17 protein-coding genes and 1 tRNA gene are annotated in these 20,942 nt (G+C 69.7%); 7 read left to right on the top strand and 11 right to left on the bottom strand.

What is annotated here, in order from left to right; all coding sequences use genetic code 11:
* Nucleotides 1-5 precede the first annotated feature (5 nt).
* The gene (locus ACFVH5_RS04120) at nt 6-905 is read left to right on the top strand and encodes an ABC transporter ATP-binding protein (RefSeq protein ID WP_384808151.1); all 900 of its coding nucleotides are present in this window, start codon (nt 6-8) and stop codon (nt 903-905) included.
* The gene (locus ACFVH5_RS04115) at nt 902-1,618 is read left to right on the top strand and encodes an ABC transporter ATP-binding protein (RefSeq protein WP_107017561.1); all 717 of its coding nucleotides are present in this window, start codon (nt 902-904) and stop codon (nt 1,616-1,618) included. The genes ACFVH5_RS04120 and ACFVH5_RS04115 overlap by 4 nt, the downstream gene beginning before the upstream one ends.
* Nucleotides 1,619-1,708: 90 nt before the next feature.
* On the opposite strand, the gene ACFVH5_RS04110 is transcribed toward ACFVH5_RS04115, so the two are convergent.
* Entirely contained in the window at nt 1,709-2,377 is a 669-nt protein-coding gene (locus ACFVH5_RS04110; RefSeq protein WP_107017560.1) for an ANTAR domain-containing response regulator, read from the bottom strand.
* Between the two features lie 101 nt (nt 2,378-2,478).
* Between ACFVH5_RS04110 and ACFVH5_RS04105 the strand changes: the two genes are divergently transcribed.
* Together ACFVH5_RS04105 and ACFVH5_RS04100 are read left to right on the top strand one after the other, a co-directional pair.
* A tRNA-Leu gene (locus tag ACFVH5_RS04105) sits at nt 2,479-2,551 on the top strand.
* 106 nt (nt 2,552-2,657) lie between these two features.
* The gene (locus ACFVH5_RS04100) at nt 2,658-3,314 is read left to right on the top strand and encodes a hypothetical protein (RefSeq protein ID WP_385831907.1); all 657 of its coding nucleotides are present in this window, start codon (nt 2,658-2,660) and stop codon (nt 3,312-3,314) included.
* Between the two features lie 10 nt (nt 3,315-3,324).
* Here ACFVH5_RS04100 and pyk read toward each other — a convergent pair whose 3' ends face one another.
* Together pyk and ACFVH5_RS04090 are read right to left on the bottom strand one after the other, a co-directional pair.
* A complete protein-coding gene (gene pyk / locus ACFVH5_RS04095) occupies nt 3,325-4,761 on the bottom strand; it encodes a pyruvate kinase (protein WP_384808146.1) in 1,437 nt (478 codons plus the stop codon).
* Between the two features lie 143 nt (nt 4,762-4,904).
* Complete coding sequence (locus ACFVH5_RS04090; protein WP_385831906.1) at nt 4,905-5,630, bottom strand: SIMPL domain-containing protein; 726 nt, start codon at nt 5,628-5,630, stop codon at nt 4,905-4,907.
* 207 nt (nt 5,631-5,837) lie between these two features.
* Between ACFVH5_RS04090 and ACFVH5_RS04085 the strand changes: the two genes are divergently transcribed.
* Entirely contained in the window at nt 5,838-7,646 is a 1,809-nt protein-coding gene (locus tag ACFVH5_RS04085) for a bifunctional metallophosphatase/5'-nucleotidase (RefSeq protein ID WP_385831905.1), read from the top strand.
* Nucleotides 7,647-7,694: 48 nt separating this feature from the next.
* Here the strand turns inward: ACFVH5_RS04085 and ACFVH5_RS04080 are convergent, their stop codons facing one another.
* The 6 genes from ACFVH5_RS04080 to ACFVH5_RS04055 all read right to left on the bottom strand — a co-directional run bounded on the left by ACFVH5_RS04080 (nt 7,695) and on the right by ACFVH5_RS04055 (nt 15,552).
* The gene (locus ACFVH5_RS04080; RefSeq protein WP_385831903.1) at nt 7,695-9,122 is read right to left on the bottom strand and encodes a lysine N(6)-hydroxylase/L-ornithine N(5)-oxygenase family protein; all 1,428 of its coding nucleotides are present in this window, start codon (nt 9,120-9,122) and stop codon (nt 7,695-7,697) included.
* Nucleotides 9,119-10,501, bottom strand: a complete 1,383-nt coding sequence (locus tag ACFVH5_RS04075; RefSeq protein ID WP_385831901.1) for a pyridoxal phosphate-dependent decarboxylase family protein — start codon at nt 10,499-10,501, stop codon at nt 9,119-9,121. The genes ACFVH5_RS04080 and ACFVH5_RS04075 overlap by 4 nt, the downstream gene beginning before the upstream one ends.
* A gap of 432 nt (nt 10,502-10,933) precedes the next feature.
* On the bottom strand, nt 10,934-13,480 hold the full coding sequence (pepN, locus tag ACFVH5_RS04070; RefSeq protein WP_385831900.1) for an aminopeptidase N: 2,547 nt from the start codon (nt 13,478-13,480) through the stop codon (nt 10,934-10,936).
* Between the two features lie 71 nt (nt 13,481-13,551).
* Entirely contained in the window at nt 13,552-14,064 is a 513-nt protein-coding gene (locus ACFVH5_RS04065) for a two-component system response regulator (protein WP_384808135.1), read from the bottom strand.
* Nucleotides 14,065-14,216: 152 nt separating this feature from the next.
* The gene (locus ACFVH5_RS04060) at nt 14,217-14,522 is read right to left on the bottom strand and encodes a chorismate mutase (protein WP_385831995.1); all 306 of its coding nucleotides are present in this window, start codon (nt 14,520-14,522) and stop codon (nt 14,217-14,219) included.
* A 139-nt stretch (nt 14,523-14,661) separates the two neighbouring features.
* On the bottom strand, nt 14,662-15,552 hold the full coding sequence (locus ACFVH5_RS04055; RefSeq protein ID WP_385831898.1) for a helix-turn-helix domain-containing protein: 891 nt from the start codon (nt 15,550-15,552) through the stop codon (nt 14,662-14,664).
* A gap of 121 nt (nt 15,553-15,673) precedes the next feature.
* Here ACFVH5_RS04055 and ACFVH5_RS04050 point away from each other — a divergent pair, with 121 nt between their 5' ends.
* On the top strand, nt 15,674-17,428 hold the full coding sequence (locus ACFVH5_RS04050; protein WP_385831896.1) for a beta-galactosidase family protein: 1,755 nt from the start codon (nt 15,674-15,676) through the stop codon (nt 17,426-17,428).
* Nucleotides 17,429-17,733: 305 nt separating this feature from the next.
* Here the strand turns inward: ACFVH5_RS04050 and ACFVH5_RS04045 are convergent, their stop codons facing one another.
* On the bottom strand, nt 17,734-18,516 hold the full coding sequence (locus ACFVH5_RS04045) for a S1 family peptidase (protein WP_385831894.1): 783 nt from the start codon (nt 18,514-18,516) through the stop codon (nt 17,734-17,736).
* Between the two features lie 196 nt (nt 18,517-18,712).
* Between ACFVH5_RS04045 and ACFVH5_RS04040 the strand changes: the two genes are divergently transcribed.
* Nucleotides 18,713-19,651, top strand: a complete 939-nt coding sequence (locus ACFVH5_RS04040; protein ID WP_385831892.1) for a hypothetical protein — start codon at nt 18,713-18,715, stop codon at nt 19,649-19,651.
* A gap of 190 nt (nt 19,652-19,841) precedes the next feature.
* Here ACFVH5_RS04040 and ACFVH5_RS04035 read toward each other — a convergent pair whose 3' ends face one another.
* Nucleotides 19,842-20,900, bottom strand: coding sequence for a hypothetical protein (locus tag ACFVH5_RS04035; protein WP_385831891.1), 1,059 nt, complete (start codon nt 20,898-20,900; stop codon nt 19,842-19,844).
* Nucleotides 20,901-20,942 lie beyond the last annotated feature (42 nt).

Genomic DNA, 20,942 nt, shown 5'->3' with positions numbered 1-20,942 from the left:
CCACGATGACAACCGACACCACCACCAAGGACACCGCCCCGGGCGCCAACGCCCCCGGCGAAACCGTCCTCGACGCACGAGGCGTCACCATGCGCTTCGGCGGCCTCACCGCCGTGAAGAACGTCGACCTCACCGTCAACAGCGGAGAGATCGTCGGACTCATCGGCCCCAACGGCGCCGGCAAGACGACCTTCTTCAACTGCCTCACCGGCCTCTACATCCCCACCGAGGGCGAGGTCCGCTACAAAGGCAAGGTCCTCCCCTCCCAGTCCTTCAAGGTCACCGCCGCCGGCGTCGCCCGCACCTTCCAGAACATCCGGCTCTTCGCCAACATGACCGTCCTGGAAAACGTCCTCGTCGGCCGCCACACCCGCACCAAGGAAGGCCTCTGGTCCGCGCTCCTGCGCGGCCCCGGCTTCAAGAAGGCCGAAAAGGCCTCCGAAGAACGCGCCATGGAACTCCTGGAGTTCATCGGCCTCGCCGCCAAGCGGGACCACCTCGCCAGGAACCTCCCCTACGGCGAACAGCGCAAGCTCGAAATCGCCCGCGCCCTCGCCAGCGAACCCGGCCTCCTGCTCCTCGACGAGCCCACCGCCGGAATGAACCCCCAGGAAACCCGCGCCACCGAGGAACTCGTCTTCGCGATCCGCGACATGGGCATCGCCGTCCTCGTCATCGAGCACGACATGCGCTTCATCTTCAACCTCTGCGACCGCGTCGCCGTCCTCGTCCAAGGCGAAAAACTCGTCGAAGGCGACAGCGCCACCGTCCAGGGAGACGAACGCGTCGTCGCCGCCTACCTCGGCGAACCCTACGAAGACGCACCCGGCCAAGCCGAAGTCGCGGAGGTCGAAGCGGCCGAAGCACAGGCCGACGCCGCGCCCCGCAAGGAGACCGACCGATGACCGCACTCCTCGAAGTCGAAGACCTCCGGGTCGCCTACGGCAAGATCGAAGCCGTCAAGGGCATCTCCTTCAAGGTCGACGCCGGCCAGGTCGTCACCCTCATCGGCACCAACGGCGCCGGAAAGACGACCACCCTGCGCACCCTCTCCGGCCTCCTCAAGCCCATCGGCGGCCAGATCAAGTTCCAGGGCAAGTCGCTCAAGAAGACGCCTGCCCACCAGATCGTCTCCCTCGGACTCGCGCACTCCCCCGAGGGGCGGCACATCTTCCCCCGCATGACGATCGAGGACAACCTCCGCCTCGGCGCCTTCCTGCGCAACGACAAGGCAGGCATCGAAAAGGACATCCAGCGCGCGTACGACCTCTTCGCCATCCTCGGAGAACGCCGCAAGCAGGCCGCGGGCACCCTCTCCGGCGGTGAGCAGCAGATGCTCGCCATGGGCCGCGCCCTGATGTCCCAGCCGAAACTGCTCATGCTCGACGAGCCCTCCATGGGCCTCTCGCCGATCATGATGCAGAAGATCATGGCGACCATCGCGGAGCTGAAGTCCCAGGGCACGACGATCCTCCTCGTCGAGCAGAACGCCCAGGCGGCGCTCTCCCTCGCCGATCACGGACACGTCATGGAAGTCGGCTCCATCGTGCTCTCCGGCACCGGGCGCGACCTCCTCACCGACGAGTCCGTCCGCAAGGCGTACCTCGGCGAGGACTGAGGTTCCCGCCTGCCGTACGGCTGAGGCCCGCACCCGTGAATCCGGGGTGCGGGCCTCAGCCGTACGGGGCCGTGGAAGAACGCTCGCCGGTCAGCCCTTGGAGGCCTTCTTGTCGGCCTTCTTCTCGTCGGCGTCCAGAATGACCGCCTCGGCGACCTGCTGCATCGACATACGACGGTCCATCGACGTCTTCTGGATCCACCGGAACGCCGCCGGCTCGGTCAGGCCGTACTCCGTCTGCAGCACCGACTTCGCGCGGTCCACCAGCTTCCGCGTCTCCAGGCGCTGGGTGAGGTCCTCGATCTCCTTCTCCAGCGCCTTCAGCTCCGTGAACCGTGAGACGGCCATCTCGATGGCCGGAACGACGTCACTCTTGCTGAACGGCTTCACGAGGTACGCCATCGCGCCGGCGTCCCTCGCGCGCTCGACGAGGTCGCGCTGCGAGAACGCGGTCAGCATCAGCACGGGGGCGATGGATTCCTCCGCGATCTTCTCGGCCGCCGAGATGCCGTCGAGCTTGGGCATCTTCACATCGAGAATGACCAGGTCAGGGCGGTGCTCCCGGGCGAGCTCGACGGCTTCCTCGCCGTCACCGGCCTCGCCGACGACCGAGTACCCCTCTTCTTCGAGCATCTCCTTGAGGTCGAGACGGATCAGCGCCTCGTCCTCGGCGATGACGACACGGGTCGTCAGCGGAGGCACGTGCGACTTGTCGTCGTCGGGCGCGTCTACGGGCTGGGGCGACTCGGGGGCGGTCACGGGGGCTCCTCTTTATGGGGCAGGTACAGCTGACAAGAGCCTACCTAGCTACGGTATGGTGGTGTCACGGCGGGAGACCGCTTACCTTCGTTTCGAAGGGCGCCCCGGTAGCCCAGCGGTAGAGGCAGTGGATTCAAAACCCACCCAGCGTCGGTTCGAATCCGACTCGGGGCACTTTTCCTTGGTTTCCAAGGTCACCACAAAATAGCGGATGTTCTCGTTCTCGTGAACATCCGCTATTTGCTGCGTGTCGTTCGGTCACCGCTCACAGAGTGTCCACATGTACGACATGAGCACACGCAAGCGGGCGCTCAGGCCGAAGCCGTGTCCCCGCTGTCAGGGTGCACCAGAGCCGCCCGAGAATCCGCGGGCGTACGCATATCTCCTCGGCCTCTATCTCGGCGACGGCTGCGTCAGCGCCCACCGCAAAGGCGTGTACTACCTCCGCATCGTGTGTGACAACGCCTGGCCGGGCCTCATCGACGCCTGCGAGGCCGCGATCCGCTCCGCGCGCCCGGACAACAGCGTGCTCCGCGTGAAGAAGGACGGCTGCGTGGCGGTCACCGCCGCCAGCAAGCACTGGCCCTGCTTCTTCCCGCAGCACGGCCCGGGCAAGAAACATGAGCGCACCATCGCCCTGGAGCCATGGCAGCAGGAGACGGTCGATGCCCACCCGTGGGAGTTCGTCCGGGGACTCATCCACTCCGACGGGTGCCGTATCACCAACTGGACCACCCGCCTGGTGAAAGGCGAGACCAGACTCTACGAATATCCCCGGTATTTCTTCACCAACTCGTCGAGCGACATCATGCGGCTCTTCACGAATACGCTCGACAGAGTCGGTGTCGAATGGAGGCAGGCGAACTGGCGCAACGTCTCCGTCGCCCGCCGCGCCTCCGTCGCCCTCATGGACATCCACGTAGGGCCCAAGTACTGAACCCCGCCCCCTACTTCGGGCTGTCGTCCTCTCCGATGTGGTGGACTCGGACCAGGTTCGTCGAGCCGGAGACGCCGGGGGGTGAGCCCGCCGTGATGACGACGATGTCGCCCTTCTGGCAGCGGCCGTGCTTCAGGAGGAGTTCGTCGACCTGGTCGACCATCGCGTCCGTCGAGTCGACGTGCGGGCCGAGCAAGGTCTCGACACCCCACGTGAGGTTCAGCTGTGAGCGCGTCGCCTCGTCCGGGGTGAAGGCCAGGAGCGGGATCGGCGAGCGGTAGCGGGACAGGCGGCGGACCGTGTCGCCGGACTGGGTGAAGGCGACCAGGAACTTCGCGCCCAGGAAGTCACCCATCTCGGCGGCGGCCCGCGCGACCGCGCCGCCCTGAGTGCGGGGCTTGTTCCGGTCGGTCAGCGGCGGCAGCCCCTTCGCCAGGATGTCCTCCTCCGCCGCCTCCACGATCCGGGCCATCGTGGCGACCGTCTCGACGGGGTACTTGCCGACGCTGGTCTCGCCGGACAGCATCACCGCGTCCGTGCCGTCGATGACGGCGTTGGCCACGTCCGACGCCTCGGCCCTGGTGGGGCGGGAGTTCTCGATCATCGAGTCGAGCATCTGCGTGGCGACGATGACCGGCTTGGCGTTGCGCTTGGCCAGTTTGATCGCGCGCTTCTGGACGATCGGGACCTGCTCCAGGGGCATCTCGACGCCGAGGTCGCCCCGGGCGACCATGATGCCGTCGAAGGCGGCGACGATGTCCTCGATGTTGTCGACGGCCTGCGGCTTCTCGACCTTGGCGATCACCGGGAGGCGGCGGCCCTCCTCGTCCATGATCCGGTGGACGTCCTCGATGTCGCGTCCGCTGCGGACGAAGGAGAGGGCGATGACGTCACAGCCGGTGCGCAGCGCCCAGCGGAGGTCGTTCTCGTCCTTGTCGGAGAGGGCGGGGACGGAGACGGCGACGCCGGGGAGGTTGAGGCCCTTGTTGTCGGAGACCATGCCGCCTTCGACGACAGTGGTGTGGACGCGGGGTCCGTCGACGGAGGTGACTTCGAGGCAGACCTTTCCGTCGTCGACGAGGATGCGTTCACCGGTGGTGACATCGGCGGCGAGTCCGGCGTACGTGGTCCCGCAGGTCTGGCGGTCGCCCTGGGCGCCCTCTTCGACGGTGATGGTGAAGGAGTCGCCGCGTTCGAGGAGTACGGGGCCTTCGGTGAAGCGGCCGAGTCGGATCTTCGGGCCCTGGAGGTCGGCGAGGATTCCGACGCTGCGGCCGGTCTCGTCGGAGGCCTTGCGTACGTGCTGGTAACGCTCCTCGTGGTCGGCGTAACCGCCGTGGCTGAGGTTGAAGCGGGCTACGTCCATTCCGGCTTCGACCAGTGCTTTGATCTGATCGTAGGAGTCGGTGGCGGGGCCCAATGTACAGACGATCTTTGCTCGGCGCATGGTGTGAGCCTAGGGCTTACCAGCGGGTAGGGAATTGGCGCTGCATGACTACTCAACAACCTTTGCGTGAAGGGATATTGACAACGGTTGGATTGTGCGCGGGGGCGCTCCGATGAGCATTTCAGGAGTTCTTCGGAGGGCTTTCAGAGCACGGGTGGTGACATGGTGAAACGGGCGTTGACCTGTGCGTACACGTGTTGCCGTTCGGGTTCGAGATCGAGGGCGGGGGCCTGTTCGGGGGCGCCGGCGTCGAAGCCTTTGGAGCGCATGGCGAACTGGGGTGCCGCCATCCCGTAGGGCTGCACGTTCTCGGCTTCGATGTCGGCGAGTTCGACGAGCGCGGCGAGGGTGGTGCCGAGGGCTTCGGCGTATTCGCGGGCTCGTTGGACCGCTTCGCGTACCGCTTGCTGCCGGGCCTGTCGGTGGGCGGGTGAGTCGGGGCGCAGGGCCCACCAGGGGCCGTCGATGCCGGTGAGGTCGAGGTCGGCGAGGCGGGTGGTGAGTTCGCCGAGGGCGGTGAAGTCGGTGAGTTCGGCGGTGATGTGGACGCGTCCGTGGTAGGCGCGGATGCGTTCGCCGCGGCCGTGCCTGGTGAGTTCGGGGGTGATCGAGAAGGCGCCGGTTTCGAGTTTTTCGACGGAGTCGCCGTAGGTCTTGATGAGGTCGAGGGCGGCGGCGTTGCGGCGGGTGAGGTCGTTCAGGGCGTCGGCGCGGTCGGTGCCGCGGGCGCTGACGGTGATGCCGATGCGGGCGATCTCGGGGTCGACTTCGAGGTGGGCTTCACCGCGGACGGCGATGCGGGGGGCGGCGGGGGTTCCGTAGGGGGTGGCGGGACCGGGGTGCCCTGGTTGCTCGGGTGCGGAGGTCATGCGTACCACTCTGTCACCGGTGGGCCGGCCGTGGCGTCTGTCGCGGTGCCTGCCTCGGTGTCTGCCGGTCATCAGATCGAAACCTGCGGGGGGTGTTGCCGCGTGGGGTGGTCGGGTCAGAATCTACGCGCGTTGTTGAAGTTCTGATCGTCAGCCGTATCCATGTCTACGCGCGTCGTTGATCGTTCCTCCGAGGAGTAGCCCGTCATGCCGTTGAACCGTCGGAAGTTCCTGAAGAAGTCCGCTGTGACCGGGGCCGGGGTCGCTCTGGCCGGTGCGGCGGCGGCGCCGGGCGCCGAGGCCGCGGTGGCGGCGGGGCACGGGAAGCCGAAGCCGAAGCGGTACTCGCTGACGGTGATGGGCACGACGGATCTGCACGGTCATGTCTTCAACTGGGACTACTTCAAGGACGCGGAGTACAAGGACGCGGCGGGCAACGCGCAGGGTCTGGCGCGTATCTCGACGCTGGTGAACGCGGTGCGCAAGGAGAAGGGCCGCGGGAACACGCTGTTGCTGGACGCGGGTGACACGATCCAGGGCACGCCGCTGACGTACTACTACGCGAAGGTCGACCCGATCACCGCCAAGGGCGGTCCGGTGCACCCGATGGCGCAGGCGATGAACGCGATCGGCTATGACGCGGTGGCGCTGGGGAACCACGAGTTCAATTACGGCATCGAGACGCTGCGGAAGTTCGAGCAGCAGTGCCGTTTCCCGCTGCTGGGTGCGAATGCGCTGGACGCGAAGACGCTGAAGCCGGCTTTCCCTCCGTACTTCATGAAGAAGTTCCATGTGAAGGGTGCTCCGCCGGTCAAGGTCGCGGTTCTCGGTCTGACGAATCCGGGTATCGCGATCTGGGACAAGGCGTATGTCCAGGGGAAGCTGGTGTTCCCGGGTCTTGAGGAGCAGGCGGCGAAGTGGGTGCCGAAGCTGCGGTCGATGGGTGCCGACGTGGTGGTCGTGTCCGCGCACTCCGGTTCCTCGGGCACGTCGTCGTACGGTGACCAGTTGCCGTACGTGGAGAATTCGGCGGCTCTGGTGGCGCAGCAGGTGCCGGGGATCGACGCGATTCTGGTCGGGCACGCGCATGTGGAGATTCCCGAGCTGAAGGTGACGAACACGAAGTCGGGGAAGACGGTCGTGCTGTCGGAGCCGCTGGCGTACGCGGAGCGGCTGTCGCTGTTCGACTTCGAGCTGGTTTTCGAGAAGGGCCGCTGGTCGGTCGAGTCGGTGGCCGCGTCGGTCCGTAACTCGAACGCGGTGGCGGACGACCCGAGGATCACGAAGCTGCTGAAGGACGAGCACGACGTGGTCGTGGCGTACGTCAACCAGGTGGTCGGGACGGCGACGGAGACGTTGACGACGGTGGAGGCGCGGTACAAGGACGCGCCGATCATCGACCTGATCACGAAGGTCCAGGAGGACGTGGTCAAGGCGGCGCTGGCGGGTACGGAGTACGCGTCGTTGCCGGTGCTGTCGCAGGCGTCGCCGTTCTCGCGGACGTCGGAGATTCCGGCGGGGGACGTGACGATCCGGGATCTGTCGAGTCTGTACGTGTACGACAACACGCTGGTCGCGAAGCTGCTGACGGGTGCGCAGGTGCGGGCGTACCTGGAGTTCTCGGCGGAGTACTTCGTGCGGACGGCGGCCGGTGCGGTGGTCGACGTGGAGAAGCTGACGAACGCGGGCAACCGGCCGGACTACAACTACGACTACGTGTCGGGGCTGTCGTACGACATCGACATCGCGCAGGCGGCGGGGTCGCGGATCAAGAACCTCTCCTTCAACGGTGCGGCGCTGGACGACGCGCAGCAGTTCGTGTTCGCGGTGAACAACTACCGGGCGAACGGTGGGGGTGCGTTCCCGCACGTGGCGTCGGCGAAGGAACTGTGGGCGGAGTCGACGGAGATCCGTACGCGGATCGCGGAGTGGGTGACGGCGAAGGGTTCGCTGGACCCGAAGGAGTTCGCGTCGGTGGACTGGAAGCTGACGCGTGAGGGCACGCCGGTCTTCTAGCGGCGTAGAGCTCTGTGCGGGTGTTTCTCACCGGTGGTCGGCTGATGTTCAGTCGGCCACCAATGGTGTGAGGGTCTTCGGTCGCCTGGCGGACGGGATCTGGGGCTGCGGGGCGAGTCCGAAGGTGGTGAAGGCGGTTCGGCTCGGCAGGGGGTAGGGGTCCTTGCCGGTCAGGGAGTTGAGGATGCTCGCGCCGCGCCAGGCGGTGAGGCCGAGGTCGGGGGCGCCGACGCCGTGGGTGTGTGTCTCGGCGTTCTGGACGTAGACGGAGCCGGTGACGGAGGGGTCGAGGACGAGGCGGTGCCGGTCGTCGATCCTGGGGCGGGCGGAGGCGTCGCGGCGCATGTAGGGGTCGAGTCCGGCGAGGATGCGGTCGAGGGGGCGTTCTCGGTAGCCGGTGGCGAGGACGACGGCGTCGGTGGTGATGCGGGAGCGGCCGGCCTGCTGGGTGTGTTCCAGATGCAGTTCGATCTTGGTGGTGGCGATGCGTCCCGCGGTGCGGACGTGGACGCCGGGGGTGAGGACGGTGTCGGGCCAGCCGCCGTCGAGGGTGCGGCGGTAGAGCTCGTCGTGGATGGCGGCGATGGTGTCGGCGTCGATGCCTTTGTGGAGCTGCCATTGGGCGGGGACGAGCCGGTCGCGTACGGGTTCGGGCAGGGCGTGGAAGTAGCGCGTGTAGTCGGGGGTGAAGTGTTCGAGCCCGAGTTTCGAGTACTCCATGGGCGCGAAGGCTTCGGTGCGGGCGAGCCAGTGGATTCTTTCGCGGCCGACGGGGCGGTTTCTGAGGAGGTCGAGGAAGACTTCGGCGCCGGACTGCCCTGATCCGATGACGGTGATGTGGTCGGCGGCGAGGAAGTTCTCGCGGTGCTTGAGGTAGTCGGCGGCGTGGATGACGGGCACGCCGGGTGCTTCGGCGAGGGGGCGCATCGGTTCGGGGATGTGGGGGGCGGTCCCGATACCGAGGGCGATGTTCTTGGTGTAGGTGCGGCCGAGGGCTTCGGCTTCGCCGTCGGTGTCGAGTTGGGTGAAGTCGACTTCGAAGACGTCGCGTTCGGGGTTCCAGCGGACGGCGTCGACCTGGTGGCCGAAGTGGAGTCCGGGGAGGCTGTCGCTGACCCAGCGGCAGTAGGCGGCGTACTCGGCGCGGTGGATGTGGAAGCGCTCGGAGAAGTAGAAGGGGAAGAGGCGTTCGCGGGTCTTGAGGTAGTTGAGGAAGGTCCAGGGGCTGGCAGGGTCGGCGAGGGTCACGAGGTCGGCGAGGAAGGGGACTTGCAGGGTGGCGCCTTCGAGGAGGAGGCCGGGGTGCCAGTCGAAGGTGGGGTGTTGTTCGTAGAAGACGGTGTCGAGTTCGGCGAGGGGGTGGGCGAGGGCGGCGAGGGAGAGGTTGCTGGGGCCGATGCCGATGCCGACGAGGTCGCGGGGGGCTTCGGGCTGGTGGTGCACGGGGTGCGTGGGGGGTGTGGCGGGCGGCGTCATCGGGCGGTGTGTCCTTCCACCAGTTCCAGGAGCGCGGCGAGGTCGCCGGGTCCGGTGTGCGGGTTGAGCAGGGTCGCTTTGAGCCAGAGGCGGTTGTCGAGCCGGGCGCGGCCGAGGACGGCGCGGCCTTGGGTGAGCAGGGTGCGGCGTACGTCGGCGACGGTGCTGTCGGTGGCCTGGGCGGGGCGGAACAGCACGGTGCTGATGGTGGGCCGGTCGTAGAGCTCGAAGTGCGGGTGTACGTCGATGAGGTCGGCGAGTGCGGTGGCGTGGGCGCAGACCTGGTCGACGAGGGCGCCGAGCCCCCTGCGGCCGAGGGTCCTGAGGGTGACGGCGATCTTGAGGATGTCGGCGCGGCGGGTGGTGCGCAGGGAGCGGCCGAGGAGGTCGGGGAGGCCGGCTTCGGTGTCGTCGTCGGCGTTGAGGTAGTCGGCGTGGTGGCGCAGTGCGTGCAGGTCGTGGGGGTCGCGGACGGCGAGGAGGCCTGCGGCGACGGGCTGCCAGCCGAGTTTGTGGAGGTCGAGGGTGACGGTGTGAGCGCGGCTGAGGCCGTCGAGTCTGGGGCGGTGGCGGTCGCTGAGGAGGAGGCCTCCGCCGTAGGCGGCGTCGACGTGGAGGCGGGCGCCGTGGGTTTCGCAGATGCCGGCGATGTCGGGGAGCGGGTCGATGAGGCCGGCGTCGGTGGTGCCGGCGGTGGCCGCGACGAGGACGGTGCCGGGTGGGCCGCCGAGTGCGGTGAGGGCCTGGTCCAGGGCGGCGGGGTCCATGGTGCCGGCGGGAGCGGGCACGGTGACCGGTTCGGGGAGGCCGAGGAGCCAGGTGGCGCGGTGGAGGGAGTGGTGGGCGTTCTCCGCCTGGACGAGTCGCACTTGGGGGTGCTGTTCGCGGGCGAGGAGGAGGGCGAGCTGGTTGGACTCGGTGCCGCCGGTGGTGACGAGGGCGTCGGGGACGGCGGTCCGCCCGGTGGGGGGATAGACCTCGGCGGCGAGGGCGCGGGTGACGAGGGATTCCAGCTCGGAGGCCGCGGGAGCCTGGTCCCAGGAATCGAGGGAGGGGTTGAGGACGGAGGCCGCGAGGTCGGCGGCGGTGGCGACGGCGAGAGGCGGGCAGTGGAGGTGGGCCGTGCAGTGGGGGTGGGCGGGGTCCGCGGCGCCTGCGGTGAAGGCGTGCACGAGGGTGTGGAGTGCGCGGTCGTCGCCGTACTCGGGGAGGGGGTCGCCGAGGGCTTCGCGCAGACGGGCGGCCACGGCCGGGGGGCCGCCGGCGGGGAGGGGGCCGGGGCGGGTGGCGGCGCCCGTCCTCAGTGCGGCCAGCACTGTGTCCAGTAAGGGACGCAGGTTGTCCGGGCCGTGGGGGCCTGAGGCGAGGGGTGCGCTCATGAGGGCCTCCGGGGCGCGGGACGGGGTTCTCAGCGTTGTCGCGTTCCGCTCGGGGCGCAGGGAGTTGGGTGATCGGTACCCGAAAGTGTGGTGGTGGGCTTTGCCCGGGGGCGTGCGGCCGGTGGGTAAGCGCGGGCCGGTGGGGGCTGGCCGGTGGGGGCTGGCCGCGCAGTTCCCCGCGCCCCTAAAAGCTGAAGGCAGGGGCGCAGCCCCGCCTTCAGGGGCGCGGGGAACTGCGCGGCCGACCCCCACCGGCCCGCAGCCGGACACGCTCCAAGCCCCCCACCCCCCAGGGGCGCGAGGAACTGCGCGGCTCACCCCCACCGCGCCGCAGCCGGACGCGCTCCACCCTCCACCCCCAGGGGCGCGGGGAACTGCGCGACCCGCCCCCACCGGGCCGCAGACGGACGCCCCCCGGAGGGCCCGGGCCCCCTACCGCCCGCGTGAGCGCAACGCGCGGGACAAGTCGTCCAGTTGGTCCGTGAGTTTGCGGGACAGGGACGGGATCGGACCCGCTTCGGCGAGGCAGCGTTCACCGAGCGCGAGCGTCTCGGCGTCGATCGCGTACGCGGGGAACGCCCACCGACCCGCCGCGTCGGCGATGGCGGGCCCCCGACGGGCGGCGAGGGCGACGGCGTCCTCGAAGTACCGCGGCACGAACTCCCGTACCAGATCCGCCTGTTCGGGCTGCCAGAAGCCGCGGGCGGTGGCGGTGAACAGGTAGTTGGACAGGTCGTCGCCGGCGAACATCGCCTCCCAGGCGGCCCGCTTGGCGACCGGGTCGGGCAGCGCGGCGCGGCAGCGGGCGGCGCCCTCCTGGCCGGTGGCGCTGGGGTCCTGGACGAGTTCGGCGTCGATGACGGCGTCGTCGACGGCGCCGAGGACGGCGAGGCGGCCGAGGATGCGCCAGCGCAGTTCGGGGTCGAGTTCGGGTCCGCCGGGGACGGTGCCCTCGGAGATCCAGGCGCTGATGGTGTCGGGCTGGGCGGCGACGTCGATGAGGTGGCGTACGGCGAGGAGGCGCAGTCCCGGGTGGTCGCCGTCCTCGGTGCGGCGGAGCAGGTCGCGGCCCAGTGAGGTGAGGGTGGCGAGGGCGGCGGGCCGGTCGTGGGCGGGGAGGTAGCGGTCGGCGACCTGCGTGGCGGCGAAGGTGAGGACGCCCTGGACGATGGCGAGGTCGGTCTCCTCGGGGAGGTGGGCGCGGACGGTGTCCAGGTAGGAGGCGGGGTCGAGGTCGCCGTCGCGGACCATGTCGCGCAGGGTGTTCCACAGGACGGCCCGGGTGAGGGCGTCGGGAACGCCGGAGATGCCGCGCAGGACGGTCTTCTCGGAGTCGTCGTCGAGGCGGATCTTGGCGTAGGTGAGGTCGTGGTCGTTGGGGACGACGAGTGCGGGGCGGGTGCCGGGGCGGGGTGCGGCCGGTCCGTTCTGCGGGATGTCGGTCTCGTAGCGTTCGCGCAGGACGAGGGCGCGGTCGCTGCCGAGGTCGCGGTCGTAGACGCCGACGTTGACGCGGTGGGGGCGGCTGCCGGCCCGGTCGACGGTGAGGGTCCACTCCCCCGGCTGGGTGGTGACGGTCGCGGTGAGGGTGTCGACGCCGGTGGTGCGCAGCCAGGATTCGGCCCAGGCGTGGACGTCGCGTTCGGTGGCGGCGGCGAGGGATTCGATGAAGTCGGCGAGGGTGGCGTTGGAGAACTTGTGGCGGGCGAAGTGGGTGTTGATGCCGGTGAGGAAGTCCTTCTCGCCGAGCCAGGCGACGAGTTGGCGCAGGGCGGAGGCGCCCTTGGCGTAGGAGATGCCGTCGAAGTTGAGGAGTGCGGAGGCGGTGTCGGGGACGGCTTCGGGGTCGGGAGCGACGGGGTGGGTGGAGGGGCGCTGGTCGGCGTCGTAGCCCCAGGCCTTGCGCACGATCCCGAAGTCGGTCCAGGTGCCGGTGAAGCGGGTGGCTTCGGTGAGGGTCTGGTAGCCCATGTACTCGGCGAAGGACTCGTTGAGCCAGATGTCGTCCCACCAGCGCAGGGTGACGAGGTCGCCGAACCACATGTGGGCCATCTCGTGGGCGATGACCATGGCGCGGGTCTGGCGTTCGGTGTCGGTGACGGCGGAGCGGTAGACGAATTCGTCGCGGAAGGTGACGAGTCCGGGGTTCTCCATGGCGCCGGCGTTGAATTCGGGGACGAACGCCTGGTCGTAGGAGTCGAAGGGGTACGGCTCCTCGAACTTCTCGTGGTAGCGGTCGAAGCAGGCGCGGGTGATGTCGAGGATCTCGTCGGCGTCGGCTTCGAGGTGGGGGGCGAGGGAGCGCCGGCAGTGGATGCCGAAGGGCAGGCCGCGGTGTTCGGTGCGTACGGAGTGCCAGGGTCCGGCGGCGACGGCGACGAGGTAGGTGGAGATGAGCGGGGTGGGTGCGGCCTGCCAGGTGCCGTCGGCGGTGCGGGTGGTGACGCTGTTGGTGAGGACGGTCCAGTCGTCGGGGGCCGTGACGGTGAGTTCGAAGACCGATTTGAGGTCGGGCTGGTCGAAGGCGGCGAAGACGCGCTGGACGTCGTCCATGAACAGCTGGGTGTAGAGGTAGGTCTCGCCGTCGGTGGGGTCGGTGAAGCGGTGCATGCCTTCGCCGGTGCGGGAGTAGCGCATGTCGGCGTCGACGGTCAGTTCGTGGGTGCCCGCGGTGAGGCCGGTGAGGGGGAGCCGGTTCTCGTGGAGCGCCGCCGGGTCGAGGGGGTGTCCGTCGAGGGTGGCGGAGCGCAGTTCGGCGGGCTTGAGCTCGACGAAGGTGTTCCCGCCACCGTGGTTCCCGTCGTGGTCACCACCCTGGTCGCCGCCTTGTTCGCCGCGGACCGTGAAGGTGATGGTGGTGTGGGAGTGGAACGTCTCGTCGCCGCGCGTCAGGTCGAGTGCGATCCGGTAGCGGTGGACGTCGAGGAGTGTGGCACGGGTCTGCGCTTCGTCGCGCGTCAGTACGGACATGGGTGCCATGCTGCCTGATGGGCGGGGCCCGGCACAGGGGCGGCCCGGTACGGCGGCCGTGCGCCCGGGGTGGGGGACGCCTACGCGGTGCGGCCCTGTTCCTGTTTGCGGGGCGCGGGGCGCTGCGCGGTGATCGGGGGGTCGTAGTGGGCGGTGGGTTCCTTCACGAGGGCCCTCAGTTCGCGGACTTCTCTCTCCATGGACCGGTAGCGCTGGTGGGAGTCGTACAGGTAGCGGACTTTCGTGCGCAGGGTCCAGGGGTCTATGGGTTTCATGACGAGGTCGGCGACGCCGAGGCGGAACGCGGCGGAGGCCAGTGCGGTGCTGGGGCCGAATCCGGTGACGAGGATGATCGGGATGAGCTGGGTCTGTTCGACGCCCTGCATGTAGCGGACGACGTCGAGGCCGCTGACGCCGGGCATGTGCACGTCGAGCAGGAGCAGGCCGACCTGGCCGCGCAGGACTTCCTTCAGCGCTTCGTCGCCGCTGGTCGCCCGGGTCAGCTGGTAGCCGAGGGGGGCCAGGGCGCTTTCCAGGGCGTAGAGCGTGTCCTCGTGGTCGTCCACTATGAGGATCTTGGCATCCGACGGCATGGAGCGAAGTCCCCTCGCTTGGACCAACCAGCTTAAGTCCGAACCGACTGACAGGGAGTGCTCAGCGCAGGATGCCTCATTTCGGCGCGCACGCCGAGGGGGCAGGGCTCACAACGGCCTGAGAACGGGTGCGCGCCGGGGGCCGGGAGTGGTCATTCGCGGGTGTTGGTGTGCTCCGCGATGCGCTCGTGATGGCGGATGACCTCGGCGATGATGAAGTTGAGGAGTTTTTCGGCGAACGCCGGGTCGAGGTTGGCGTTTTCGGCCAGTCGTCGGAGTCTGGCGATCTGCTGGGCCTCGCGGGAGGGGTCGGCGGGCGGCAGTTGGTGGGCCGCTTTGAGGTGGCCGACCTGCTGGGTGCATTTGAAGCGCTCGGCGAGCATGTGGACGACGGCGGCGTCGATGTTGTCGATGCTCTCGCGCAGCCGGTCGAGGTCGGCGCGGACGGCGGGGTCGATGTCACCGGTGGTGGCGCCGCTGCGGGCACCGCTGTTGTCGCCGGCACTGGTGTTGCTGCCGGCACCGCTGTTGTCGGCCGCGCCGCTGCTGTTGTCGGTGTTGCTGGTGGTCATGGATGCCAACCCTACGTCGGGTGTCTCAGCCGGTGGGGGTCCTCCCGATGATCGGGGGATCGCCGGGATCGGGGACCTGGTCGCTCCAGCCGCCGGGGACCGTGTGGGCCTGTTGTTCCCGGAAGCGCACGGGTGCCATGCCGACGCGGCGGGTGAACAGCCGGGAGAAGTAGGCGGGGTCGTCGTAGCCGACGCGCCGGGCGACGGCGGCGACGGGGAGTTCGGTGGCGGCGAGGAGTTCCTTGGCGCGGCCCAGGCGGATACCGAGGAGGTAGTCCTTGGGGCTGCAGCCGGCGCCGCGGCGGACGGCGGTGCGCAGTTCGGCGGGGGTCATGCCGTGCCGGGTGGCGTGGTCGGCGACGGTGAGGGGTTTGCAGGCGTCGCGGGCGAGGGCCTGGAGGACCTGTTCGCCGTCGGGGGCGGTGTCGGCGCGGGCGCGGCGCAGGGTGACGAGGAGTTCGTGGACGGCGGCGCTGGTCTCGACTTCGAGGAGGGGGTTGCCGCGGCGGGCGGCACGGACGATGCGGCCGACGGTGGCGCGGGCGGCGCCCGCGTCGGAGAGGGCGACGACGGGCCGGTGCGGTTCGATGTAGCCGAGTTCGGTGTAGGTGTCGGCGGTGGGTCCGGTGAAGTCGACGAAGGCCTCGTCCCAGCCGGTGTCGGGGTCGGGCCCGTAGTGGTGCGGTACGCCGGGGGTGAGCCAGAGCAGGGCGGGCGCGGTGACCGCGGTGCGTCGTCCGTCGGGGGTACGGAACCAGCCGCGGCCGGTGCTGACGACGACGGCGACGTGGTGGTCGAGGGTGCGGGGTCCGACGGTGGGCAGTGTGCCGTGCTGGAGTCCGACACCGAGGCAGACGAGGCCGAGCCGGTGGTGGGCGGGTCCGGGGGTGAAGAACCGCATCCAGGTGTGATACATCCGCTGTCTCCCTCCCACGGACTGCCCCGCAGGCTCCGTCGGCGCCGTCCGGAACTGCGTCCAACCAGTGCCGATCTTTGTCCATGGACCGGGCCCGCCGCCAGGGGTGAGGGTGGCGGGCATGAGCGAGTTCACGGTGGGGGACACCGATTTCCTGGTGGACGGGCGGCCGGTGCGGCTGCTGTCGGGGGCGCTGCACTACTTCCGGGTGCACGAGGGTCAGTGGGGGCACCGGCTGGCGATGCTGCGGGCGATGGGCCTCAACTGTGTGGAGACGTACGTCCCCTGGAATCTGCACGAACCGGCGCCGGGCGTGTACCGGGACGTGGACGCGCTGGGCAGGTTCCTGGACGCGGCGCACGCGGCCGGGCTGTGGGCGATCGTGCGGCCGGGTCCGTACATCTGCGCCGAGTGGGAGAACGGCGGGCTGCCGCACTGGGTGACCGGTGGGCTCGGCGCGCGGATACGCACCCGGGACGAGGGGTTCCTGGGTCCGGTGGAGCGGTGGTTCGCGCGGCTGCTGCCGCAGATCGTGCCCCGGCAGTTCGACCGCGGCGGCCCGGTGGTCATGGTGCAGGTGGAGAACGAGTACGGCAGCTACGGCTCGGACCAGGTGTATCTGCGTCACCTCGCCGAACTGCTGCGCGCGGAGGGCGTACGGGTGCCGCTGTTCACGTCGGACGGCCCCGAGGACCACATGCTCACGGGCGGCTCCCTGGACGGCGTACCGGCGACGGTGAACTTCGGTTCGCAGGCACGCGAGGCGTTCAGGACACTGCGCCGGCACCGGCCGTCGGGGCCGTTGATGTGCATGGAGTTCTGGTGCGGCTGGTTCGACCACTGGGGCGGTGAGCACGCGGTACGTGATCCGCTGGACGCGGCGGAGGCGCTGCGGGAGATCCTGGAGTGCGGGGCGTCGGTGAACCTGTACATGGCGCACGGCGGTACGAGTTTCGCGGGCTGGGCGGGTGCCAACCGGGGTGGCGGCGCGCTGCACGACGGGGTCCTGGAGCCGGACGTGACGTCGTACGACTACGACGCGCCGATCGACGAGGCCGGCCGCCCCACGGAGAAGTTCTGGCGGTTCCGCACGCTCCTGGCCGCGTACGCGGACGGCCCTCTGCCCGAACCGCCGCCCGCGCCGCCCGCGTTGGGCTCCCCCGCCACCGTGGAGCTGACGGGCTGGGCTCCCCTCCCGGCCGTCCTCGACACCCTCGGCGGGCCGGAGACGGAGACGCCCGTACCGCCCACGTTCGAGGAACTGGACGTGGACCGGGGGCTCGTGCACTACACCGTGGACGTACCGGGGCCGCGCCGCCCGTACCCGCTGACCGTACGGGGGCTGCGGGATCTGGCGGTCGTGTACGTCGACGGGGTGCGGGCCGGGGTGGTGACCGAGCACGAGCCGGAGTTGAAGGAGCCGGTCGCGGGCCCCGCGCGGGTGGACCTGTGGGTGGAGTCGCTGGGCCGGGTCAACTACGGTCCGCGGACCGGCGAGCCGAAGGGCATCACGGGGGGTGTGCTGCACGAGCGGCAGTATCTGCACGGGGTGCGGGCGCGGGCGCTGAGGCTGGACGCGTTCGACGCGGGGGTGGGGTCGGTGCCGTTCGAGCCGGTGCCGTCGCTGTCCGCGCCCGGCCTCTACCGCGGCACGGTCACGGTGTCCGCCCCGGGCGACGCCCGCCTCGAACTCCCCGGCTGGACGCGAGGTTTCGCCTGGCTGAACGGCTTCAACCTCGGCCGCTACTGGTCGACGGGCCCCCAGCCATCCCTCCACATCCCGGGCCCAACCCTGAAAAAGGGCCAGAACGAGATCTGGCTACTGGAACTGGAAACCGCAGCACCCCCACCAACGCTCTCGCCGATCGGCACCTAGGGCCGCGGTCTCCCAGGGGCGCGGGGAACGGCGCAATCTGTCGCCTTTCGCCTCTCAGGGGCGCGGGGAACAGCGCAGTCTCTCGCCTTTCGCCTTTCAGGGGCGCGGGGAACGGCGCAATCTGTTGTCTTTCGCCTTGAGGGGCGCGGGGAACTGCGCAGTCTTTTGCTTTTAGGGGCGCGGGGAACGGCGCAATCCTTTGCCTTGAGGGGCGCGGGGAACTGCGCGACCAGCCACAACGCGCCCGCACACAAAAACGGGCGCCCCCGGCCCAAACCGGGAACGCCCCCCACCAACCGCACCCGCTAAAGCGAAGAAGCAGCCCGAGCTATCGCAGAGGCGAACGTGGACACCTCGGTATAAACCCCCGGCACCATGGGCCGCGCACACCCATCACCCCAGCTGACGATCCCGACCTGAATCCACTTATCCGCGTCGTCCTTACGGAACATCGGCCCTCCGGAGTCCCCCTGACAGGTGTCGACGCCACCACGAGGAATCCCCGCGCAGATCTCCTGCGAGGCGATCAACCGCCCCCCGTAGTGCCGCTTGCACTTCGGGTCGGACACGAACGGCACCTTGGCCTTGAGCAGCTTCACGGAGCCGGTGTTCGCGTTCTCCGCGGTGTCGCCCCACCCGGCGATGGTGAACGCCCCCTGGTTGTACCGGGCGGTCGTCGCGATCTTCAGCGTCGGCAGATCGATGGGCCGGGCGAGCTTGATGAGCGCCCAGTCCTTGCCGTTGCCGTTGTAGCCGGGCGCCTGGACGACCTTGGTCGACCTGACCTTGATCGCACCGGAGGCACCGAGGTTGGCGACCCCCGCGGTCGCGGTGATGCGGGTCGTGTCGCCCGAGCCGTCCACGCAGTGCGCGGCGGTCAGGACGACGTCCTTCTTGTAGAGCGAGCCGCCGCAGCCCATGGACAGGCTGACCATGAAGGGGAACTCACCCTGCCCGGCGGGCGCGCCGCCGACTATCGGGGTGGGCGCGGCGTGCGCGGCGACGGGCTGCAGGCTGGCGGTCGCGAGAGCGACGGCACCGACCGCCGCGGCCCGCCGAAAGGCGGATCTCCGGAGGAGACCGAGCATGCTATTGGTCAACTTGTTCCCTTTCGTGGGGGCTTGAGCGCACAGAAGAGCGCACAGAAGTATGAAGATCATGCGGCATGTGAGGCAAGGGTGGATGTCACGTACACGTCGGGCAACCCAACCCGAGAGAATTCGCTCGCGTCCCCTTAAAGTGGAATGAGGTTCGGGGCCTGTTCGGGGCTTTGGGGGTTCGGGCGTGGCGAACGGCGGTCCGGTCAAGCACGGCTACCCGCACCTGGAGACGGTGCGCGCAGCGGTCACCGCGCTGTACAAGCGGCTCTCGTACGACACGGTCCACACGTTCGCCGCCAGTGTGGCCCCCGCCGACGTGGCGTTCTGCGACACGGACGACCTGTATCTGGGCGCGCAGCGGGTGGCTCGCGAGCTGGTGCGCCACTTCCGGCTGCCGGACGCCCGCATGATCGTGAGTTTCCGGGAGATGGAGCACGCGGCGAGTGTCGAGCTGGCCGCGGGCCCGGAGTACTTCATCGAGCTGAACGACCGCTTCCGTACCCATCGGCGGGACATCGGCGCGGCGCTGGCGCACGAGGTGATGCACGTCTGTCTGCACCGCCTGGACCTGTCGTTCCCCGGCACCCGGGACAACGAGATCCTCACGGACACGGCGACGACGTATCTCGGGGCGGGCTGGCTGCTGCTGGACGCGTACCGGGAGGACGCGTCGTCCTCGCAGAAGCTCGGCTATCTGACGCCGGAGGAGTTCGGGTACGTGCTGGCCAAGCGGTCCCTGGTGTTCGGTGAGGATCCCGCGACCTGGTTCACGAGTCCGCAGGCGTACACGGCGTACACGCGGGGCCTGGAGCGGGCGAGGGAGGACGAGCGGCAGCCGCCGCTGACCGCGGCGGGGTGGGCGGGGCGGCGCCGCTATGCGAAGGACCGCCGGCATGCGCAGGGCCGCGTCGTCGGGACCGCGTCGGGCTCTGCGTCCGGGTCCGCGGGAGCGGGGACGGGGGCGAGCGCGGGCGCGTCGTACGCCTTCGCGCCGGACGGGCGCGGGCCGCTGCGGGTGTCGTTCCCCTGTCCGACCTGTCATCAGCGGATCCGGGTGCCGGTGAGGGGGCGGGTGCGGGCGCGGTGCGGGCTGTGCCGCACTGTGCTGGAGTGCGACACCTAGCACTGGCGTGGGCGTGGTGGTTGCCGTGACCGTGGGAGTTGCCCGCGCCCCTGAAGGAGGGCGCGGGCGCGGCAGTGGAAGGCCGCCGTCCGGCTGTCCCGTGGACGGACGGCGGCCTTCCGGTCCGCCTCCCCCGATCCCCCGTATCCCCCGTATCCCCCGAGGTCGTTGATCGCGTACGGCCGGCTCTTCAGTCGTACATGCGCCAGTCGTACGCCAGTTGGTAGTGGCCGCCGTGTCCCCGGACGTCGGTGACCGCCGGTGCCGTGACCGGGCATCCCGCCCAGCGGCCGGTGAGCGCCGGAACGACCGCGCAGACGGTGACGGGCTTGAACACGTCGTCCCCGTACAGGTCCGCGAGCCGGTCGAAGAGCCGGTCCACCGCCGTTCCGACGGCCATCCCGATGAGGATCCCGACGGGTCCGCCGGAGGGGACTCGCGTGCTGCCGGTGGCCGCGGTGAGATGGGCGGTGATCTTCTTCCTGACGAGTTCGAGCAGGGTGTCGACGTACTCCGCCAGGCCGCCCCCGTCGGCCTCGGCGAGCACCAGCGTGACGAAGTACGAATTCGGGTGTCCGGTGCCCTCGTCGAGGTCGAACCGGTGGAAGCGCCGGGGCGGGTCGTACAGCCTGACGTCGCCGTCGTAGAAGCCGCGTACCTTGAACGGGCGGATCTGGCGGGTCTCGCCGCTCCCGTCCACGCCGGTCCCCGCGAGATGGATCTCGTCGGAGCCCCATGCGGAGGTCTCGTCCAGGCACTTCACCCGCCGGATGCGCAGTTCCAGCCGGTGCAGGGCGATCGGTACGGCCGTCGGGCGCCGTGGGGCCTGTTCCTCGGGGAGGAGGCCGGGGACGAGAGAAGCCGGGGGCCTGCGCAGTTCGTCCGCGGGGAACCACAGCCGTTCGGGAAAGCCGAGGCGTTTGAGCTGGGTGTCCACCGAGGCGGGTGAGCGCAGGTCCACGCGGGCGAGGTCGCCGAGGCGCCTGCTGCGGATCGCGCCGGTCCGCAGGTCGGCCAGGACCGTGGCTCCCGCCTTCTTCTTCCTGTCGTCGCCGAGGGTGTCGAAGCGCCGCGCGAGCAGGTGCTCGGCGGCGGCCCTGTCCGCGGGCAGCGGGTACTTGGCGGGTTCCGCGTGGTGCGCGGCCACCTTGTCGGCCGCGAGGACGAGTTCCTGGACGACACGTTCGGCGACGTCCCGCACGTTGGCGTGCGGGACGTCGACGACCACGCGATGAGTGTTCTCCGGCATTGCTGTCCGTCCCCCGTTGCTACCGCTCCCTCCACGGCTGCT

Source organism: Streptomyces sp. NPDC127119 (assembly GCF_042677425.1).
In the GTDB taxonomy this organism is placed as follows: domain Bacteria; phylum Actinomycetota; class Actinomycetes; order Streptomycetales; family Streptomycetaceae; genus Streptomyces.
This window is presented reverse-complemented; position numbering and strand designations above follow the sequence as displayed.

Excerpts from the sequence above, each read along its gene's own strand:
- ACFVH5_RS04085 (WP_385831905.1), top strand. The coding sequence starts at position 5,838 with ATGCCGTTGAACCGTCGGAAGTTCCTGAAGAAGTCCGCTGTGACCGGG.
- ACFVH5_RS04075 (WP_385831901.1), bottom strand. The coding sequence starts at position 10,501 with ATGAGCGCACCCCTCGCCTCAGGCCCCCACGGCCCGGACAACCTGCGT.
- ACFVH5_RS04065 (WP_384808135.1), bottom strand. The coding sequence starts at position 14,064 with ATGCCGTCGGATGCCAAGATCCTCATAGTGGACGACCACGAGGACACG.
- ACFVH5_RS04115 (WP_107017561.1), top strand. The coding sequence starts at position 902 with ATGACCGCACTCCTCGAAGTCGAAGACCTCCGGGTCGCCTACGGCAAG.
- pepN (WP_385831900.1), bottom strand. The coding sequence starts at position 13,480 with ATGGCACCCATGTCCGTACTGACGCGCGACGAAGCGCAGACCCGTGCC.
- ACFVH5_RS04045 (WP_385831894.1), bottom strand. The coding sequence starts at position 18,516 with ATGCTCGGTCTCCTCCGGAGATCCGCCTTTCGGCGGGCCGCGGCGGTC.
- ACFVH5_RS04050 (WP_385831896.1), top strand. The coding sequence starts at position 15,674 with ATGAGCGAGTTCACGGTGGGGGACACCGATTTCCTGGTGGACGGGCGG.
- pyk (WP_384808146.1), bottom strand. The coding sequence starts at position 4,761 with ATGCGCCGAGCAAAGATCGTCTGTACATTGGGCCCCGCCACCGACTCC.
- ACFVH5_RS04055 (WP_385831898.1), bottom strand. The coding sequence starts at position 15,552 with ATGTATCACACCTGGATGCGGTTCTTCACCCCCGGACCCGCCCACCAC.
- ACFVH5_RS04090 (WP_385831906.1), bottom strand. The coding sequence starts at position 5,630 with ATGACCTCCGCACCCGAGCAACCAGGGCACCCCGGTCCCGCCACCCCC.
- ACFVH5_RS04080 (WP_385831903.1), bottom strand. The coding sequence starts at position 9,122 with ATGACGCCGCCCGCCACACCCCCCACGCACCCCGTGCACCACCAGCCC.
- ACFVH5_RS04120 (WP_384808151.1), top strand. The coding sequence starts at position 6 with ATGACAACCGACACCACCACCAAGGACACCGCCCCGGGCGCCAACGCC.
- ACFVH5_RS04100 (WP_385831907.1), top strand. The coding sequence starts at position 2,658 with ATGTACGACATGAGCACACGCAAGCGGGCGCTCAGGCCGAAGCCGTGT.
- ACFVH5_RS04035 (WP_385831891.1), bottom strand. The coding sequence starts at position 20,900 with ATGCCGGAGAACACTCATCGCGTGGTCGTCGACGTCCCGCACGCCAAC.